This is a genomic window from Arthrobacter sp. Y3223164, assembly GCF_059091005.1.
In genome coordinates this window covers 1-4,476 of sequence record NZ_JBNHGF010000239.1, presented here as the reverse complement: position 1 = coordinate 4,476, position 4,476 = coordinate 1, and the positions used below count along the sequence as shown (strand labels likewise).

Genomic DNA, 4,476 nt, shown 5'->3' with positions numbered 1-4,476 from the left:
CCGCCTCCCGGCGCCGGGCCTAGACGGCGGCCCCGTAGCGGACGGCGGCGCGGGCACGGGCCTTCACGGCTTCTTCCTCACGGTTCTTCGGCGGCGCCGCGGTCACCAGGTCGTCGAGCAGGTGGGCGGTGATGTGCGCGATCTCGTGCACCGCCCGGTTGAAAGCTTCCTCGTTCGCCTTCGACGGCTTGTTGCTGCCGCTGACCTTGCGCACGTACTGCAACGCGGCGGCCTCAATTTCGGCGTTCGTGGCGGCGGGCTCGAAGTTGTGGAGCTGGCGGATATTCCGGCACATGTCGGGCCTCCGGTTCGGATCGTGGATGCTGGCTGGTTCCAGTTTGCTCCCCCGCCGCGGCATCGCACCACCCCGGCAGGGCACCGCCTCCGACTTCCTCGACCACTGGCCCGCCACCCTCGGAAGGAGCACAGTAAGTGGTAGGGAGTCAGACTCGACCGGGGCAACCCGAGCTGGACAGGAGACCATCATGAAAACAGCAGTCCTCGGAACCGGCAGGGTCGGCCAAACCATCGCGGTCCGCCTGGCCGAGCTCGGCCACGCCGTCACCATCGGAACCCGCGATCCCGAAGCCACGCTGTCCAGGACCGAGACAGATGCCATGGGCACCCCGCCCTTCACCGTCTGGGCGGCCGACAACCCCGGCATCGGAGTCACCCGCTTCGCCGACGCCGCAGCCGGGGCCGAGCTGATCATCAACGCCACCAACGGCAGCGCCTCCCTGGACGTGCTGACCCAGGCCGGGGCCGAGAACCTCGACGGCAAAGTCGTGCTCGACATCGCCAACCCCTTGGACCCCAGCACCGGGATGCCCCCGACCCTCTTCGTCAAGGACACTGACTCCCTCGGCGAACAGATTCAGCGCGCCTTCCCGGCCGCGCGCGTCGTGAAGTCCCTCAACACGCTCACCGCCGACCTCCAGGCCCGCCCCGGGCTGATCTCCGACCCCGGAACGGTCTTCGTGTCCGGCAACGACGCCGACGCCAAGAATACGGTCACCGAGCTCCTGAAGGCCTTCGGACATCAGGACGTGATCGACCTCGGCGACATCACTACCGCCCGCGGCGCCGAAATGCTCCTGCCGGCCTGGCTCCGCCTCTGGAGCGCGCTCGGCACGCCCCGCTTCAACTTCAAGATCGTTCGCTAGCCCGCTGGAGATACTTCCGGTTCACCGCCGGTTTAGGGCCGCGCAGCTCATCCGCCCGGACCAGCACCACGCCCGCCACGATCAGAGCGCCGCCGACCAACTGGATGGCCGCGGGCAGCTCGCCCAGCAGCAGCCAGGCCCAGATGACGGCGAAGAGCACCTCGGTCAGCGAGACGAAGGAAGCCACCTTGGTACCGAGCGCCCGGGCGGCCATGATGCCGGTGACATAGGACAACACCGTGGACAGCAGCACCAGCCCGACCAGCGGCACCCACCACTGGGTCTGCCAACCGGCCAGCTCGACGCCGGCCGTGCTGAAGGACATCGGCAGGATCTGCACCGCGCCCAGGACGACGATGGCCACACCGCCCACCAGCAGGCCGCCGGCGGCCAGCACCAGCGGCGGCAGCGAGTCGTTTTGCTTGGCGGTGATGAAGAAGTAGACCACCAGGCAGACGGCGGCGCCCAGCCCCCACAGTACGCCGGCAACGTCCAGCTTGACCGGCCCAAAGACGTCGAGGACGAGCATGAGGCCGGCCACCGCAAGCACGGTACCGGCGATGGTCGCGGGCCGCGGCAGTCGGCGGCTGGTCAGCCAGAGCCACAGCACAATCAGCACGGGCGCCAGGAACTCCAGCAGCAGCGCCACCCCCACTGAGAGGCTGGCAACGGCATTGAAGTAGAAAAGCTGGCAGCCGGCCACGCCGATCAGCCCGAACAGCCCGATGGTCTTCCAGTTTTGCCGCAGTTGGTCCCACCGGCCGCGCAGCATGAACGCGGCGGGCAGGGACAGCACCAGCGCCGCGGCCACCATGCGCACCGCCACCGCCGAGCCCGGCGTCCAGCCGGCCTCAAGAAGCGACTTGGCGAAGGGTCCCGAGAGTCCGAAGATCGCCGAAGAGGCCAGGGCGATGCCGACGCCGGCCACTGCGGAGCCGGGGCGCGGCGGGGCTGTCTGGGTACGCTGTTCGGCGGCGGTGGAGGCCATGACGGATCCTTGGGGAAGTGCGGGTTCGCTCCCGGCGCAGAACAGGTCTGTCAGGAGTCATGAGCGGTATACTACTGACAATATCGCCGCCACTGTCAGGGGTCAATATGGTCTTTGCTCATGACACCGAGCACTCGCTGGTGGATGCGGCCCGGCTGATCAATACGGCCGAGGTCTTCCCGGACACCCTCGCCAGCGTAGCGGATCTCGATGCCCTCGTGGCGGACTTCGGCTTCACCGGCTCGCGCACGCATACGACGGCGGAGCTGGAGGCGGTCCGCGCCCTGCGCCCCGTGCTCAAGGAGGTCTGGTCCGCGACGGAGGACCGCGCCGTCGTCGTTGTCAATACGATCCTGGCCGACGCCGGCGCCATCCCGCAGCTGGTCAAACACGACCAGTGGGACTACCACCTGCATGCCACCAGCCCGGACGCGCCGCTGGAGGTCCGTATGGCCGTGGAGGCGGCGATGGCGCTGGTGGACGTGATCCGCGAGAAGCAGCTGGACCGCCTGCGGACCTGCGCCGCGGACGACTGCACCGCGGTGCTGGTGGACCTGTCGAAGAACCGGTCGAAGCGTTTTTGCGATACCGGCAACTGCGCCAACCGCACACACGTGGCCGCCTATCGGGCCCGCAAGTCGGCCGCCAACGGTTGACCGGAGGACGGTACTAGCGGCTGCCGGCGGAGTAGGGCGGGCCGGGATCGAGGTCGATGACCGTCCGCAGCGGCGGCAGCAGCGAATCTTCCCAGCTGGCGGTGAACACCAGGTCGTCCGGGCCGTTCAGCCGGCTGTTGGATTCGATGACCGGCCCGTGTTCGTAAAGGTACGCTGCCACGTTGAAGGCCAGTTCCACCATCTGGTTCGGATCCTTGTCGCGGAAGTGCACCTGCACGTCCGGCAGGCCCAGCTGGTACATGCCCAGGCTGTCCACCACCATGGCGCCCTCGTCGTTGCTGACCAGGAAGAACCGCATGTTCACCGGGCCCGCCAGCGGGTGGGCCGCCTCAAGCTCCAGGGGGTCCCGCCAGTGCGAGTTGTGCAGCCACCGGACCGCCGCCGGCCGCGTCTCGGCGGCCAGCAGGCGCAGCACCCGCTGGAAAGACTCGACCCGCGGCTTGGGTTCGAAGCCGCTGGCCACCACCTCCGTGACCAGGATGCGGTGCGTGCAGCCGGGAACCTGCTGCTCGGCGTCGGGCCAGGACCAGCTTTGGTCCGCGGGGGTTGCCGCCAGCGCCTCGACCGCGGACAGCGGCCCGCGGGGAACGGCCACTCCGGTGCTCAGCCGGATCGTTTTCACGCCGGAGACGCCGTTGATGTCGAAGGAGTGCGCGGCGTGCGGCAGCAGGGCTACGCCGTCGGAAAAGGAGGCGCCGGGGAATTCCTCCGCCAACCGCGCCTGGAGTTCCTCGCTGAAGAGCAGGGGTTCCGACCGGTACCACAGCTCCGCGGCCACCGTGGTCTTGGCCTCGGGCGGTTGTCCGCCGCCGGTCGCCGCGGTGTCGCCGGGATCTGCCGGGACGGGCAGGTGCGGGGAAGGCTGGCCGGAAGTCATGCTGCCATGCTCGTCAGGTCCGGCCGGGCCGGCGCCAGGCATCAGCGGCGCGCGTCGCCGTCGTCGTCGTTCCCCGAGAGGCGGTTGGTGGCCTCGGGGTTCGCGGCGGCCTCCGCCGCCTGCTGTTCTTCCACCTGGGCCCGGCTCTGCGGCGTGCCGGGGGCGGGAACAGTGCCGGCGCCGCCGGGGATCTTCGAGGAGACCCGATGGATCCCGGAGCCCTCGCTGAGGTGGCTCGGGTTCTCCTTGGTGGACATGGTCAGCACCGCAACAATCAGCAACGAGGCGATGAAGGCGATGCCGGCCGCCGTCACGCCGAGGTCCCAGCGCAGCAGGTTTCCGGACCCGCCGGTGGCGAAGACCATGGTCAGCGCGCCCGCTATCACGGCCAGTACCGCCGAGAAGATCAGCGGGCCCTTGACGGACATCCGTCCTTCGTCCGGACGGCCAGACGCGTTCTTGCCCACGATGATTTCCTCCTGCTGACGGATAAAGCCTGCATCCAGTCTACCGGCCGTAGAAGTTGCCGCGCAGGCGCCGGTGGCGCCGGCCACACCCGCGGGCTGTATTCAGCCGGCCGTAGGCTGCCTGGCGTCGTGGCGCAGGCTGAGGGCGGCGATCAGCAGGACGACGGCGATGATGATCGCCGCCCCGCCCAGCACCCCCAGCAGCGCATGCGGGCCCAAGTGTGCGAAGAAGGGCAGCGCGACGCCGAAGCCCACGGACACGGCACCGGTGATCAGCCAGTCGCGGGCCAGCACGGACCCGGCC

At 69.2% G+C, this 4,476-nt stretch carries 6 protein-coding genes and 1 pseudogene; 2 read left to right on the top strand and 5 right to left on the bottom strand.

Annotated elements, in window-relative coordinates:
* Window positions 1-19: 19 nt before the first annotated feature.
* Window positions 20-295 (bottom strand): DUF2277 domain-containing protein, encoded by a 276-nt coding sequence (locus AC5RUJ_RS11705; RefSeq protein ID WP_494013570.1) that lies wholly within the window; start codon window positions 293-295, stop codon window positions 20-22.
* Between the two features lie 190 nt (window positions 296-485).
* Between AC5RUJ_RS11705 and AC5RUJ_RS11700 the strand changes: the two genes are divergently transcribed.
* On the top strand, window positions 486-1,163 hold the full coding sequence (locus AC5RUJ_RS11700) for an NADPH-dependent F420 reductase (RefSeq protein ID WP_494074576.1): 678 nt from the start codon (window positions 486-488) through the stop codon (window positions 1,161-1,163).
* On the opposite strand, the gene AC5RUJ_RS11695 is transcribed toward AC5RUJ_RS11700, so the two are convergent.
* Window positions 1,147-2,151, bottom strand: a complete 1,005-nt coding sequence (locus AC5RUJ_RS11695; protein WP_494001087.1) for an EamA family transporter — start codon at window positions 2,149-2,151, stop codon at window positions 1,147-1,149. The two genes, AC5RUJ_RS11700 and AC5RUJ_RS11695, sit on opposite strands and share 17 nt — an antisense overlap.
* Window positions 2,152-2,258: 107 nt before the next feature.
* On the opposite strand from AC5RUJ_RS11695, the gene AC5RUJ_RS11690 reads away from it, so the two are divergent.
* Entirely contained in the window at window positions 2,259-2,807 is a 549-nt protein-coding gene (locus AC5RUJ_RS11690) for a CGNR zinc finger domain-containing protein (RefSeq protein WP_494024100.1), read from the top strand.
* 13 nt (window positions 2,808-2,820) lie between these two features.
* Here AC5RUJ_RS11690 and AC5RUJ_RS11685 read toward each other — a convergent pair whose 3' ends face one another.
* From AC5RUJ_RS11685 to AC5RUJ_RS11675, 3 genes and pseudogenes are all read right to left on the bottom strand, one after another.
* Entirely contained in the window at window positions 2,821-3,705 is an 885-nt protein-coding gene (locus AC5RUJ_RS11685; RefSeq protein WP_494127642.1) for a DUF4261 domain-containing protein, read from the bottom strand.
* Window positions 3,706-3,746: 41 nt separating this feature from the next.
* Window positions 3,747-4,172 (bottom strand): hypothetical protein, encoded by a 426-nt coding sequence (locus tag AC5RUJ_RS11680; RefSeq protein WP_494013566.1) that lies wholly within the window; start codon window positions 4,170-4,172, stop codon window positions 3,747-3,749.
* A gap of 102 nt (window positions 4,173-4,274) precedes the next feature.
* A pseudogene (locus AC5RUJ_RS11675) lies at window positions 4,275-4,476 on the bottom strand (hypothetical protein); the annotation flags it as partial.

Excerpts from the sequence above, each read along its gene's own strand:
- AC5RUJ_RS11705 (WP_494013570.1), bottom strand. The coding sequence starts at position 295 with ATGTGCCGGAATATCCGCCAGCTCCACAACTTCGAGCCCGCCGCCACG.
- AC5RUJ_RS11685 (WP_494127642.1), bottom strand. The coding sequence starts at position 3,705 with ATGACTTCCGGCCAGCCTTCCCCGCACCTGCCCGTCCCGGCAGATCCC.
- AC5RUJ_RS11700 (WP_494074576.1), top strand. The coding sequence starts at position 486 with ATGAAAACAGCAGTCCTCGGAACCGGCAGGGTCGGCCAAACCATCGCG.
- AC5RUJ_RS11695 (WP_494001087.1), bottom strand. The coding sequence starts at position 2,151 with ATGGCCTCCACCGCCGCCGAACAGCGTACCCAGACAGCCCCGCCGCGC.
- AC5RUJ_RS11690 (WP_494024100.1), top strand. The coding sequence starts at position 2,259 with ATGGTCTTTGCTCATGACACCGAGCACTCGCTGGTGGATGCGGCCCGG.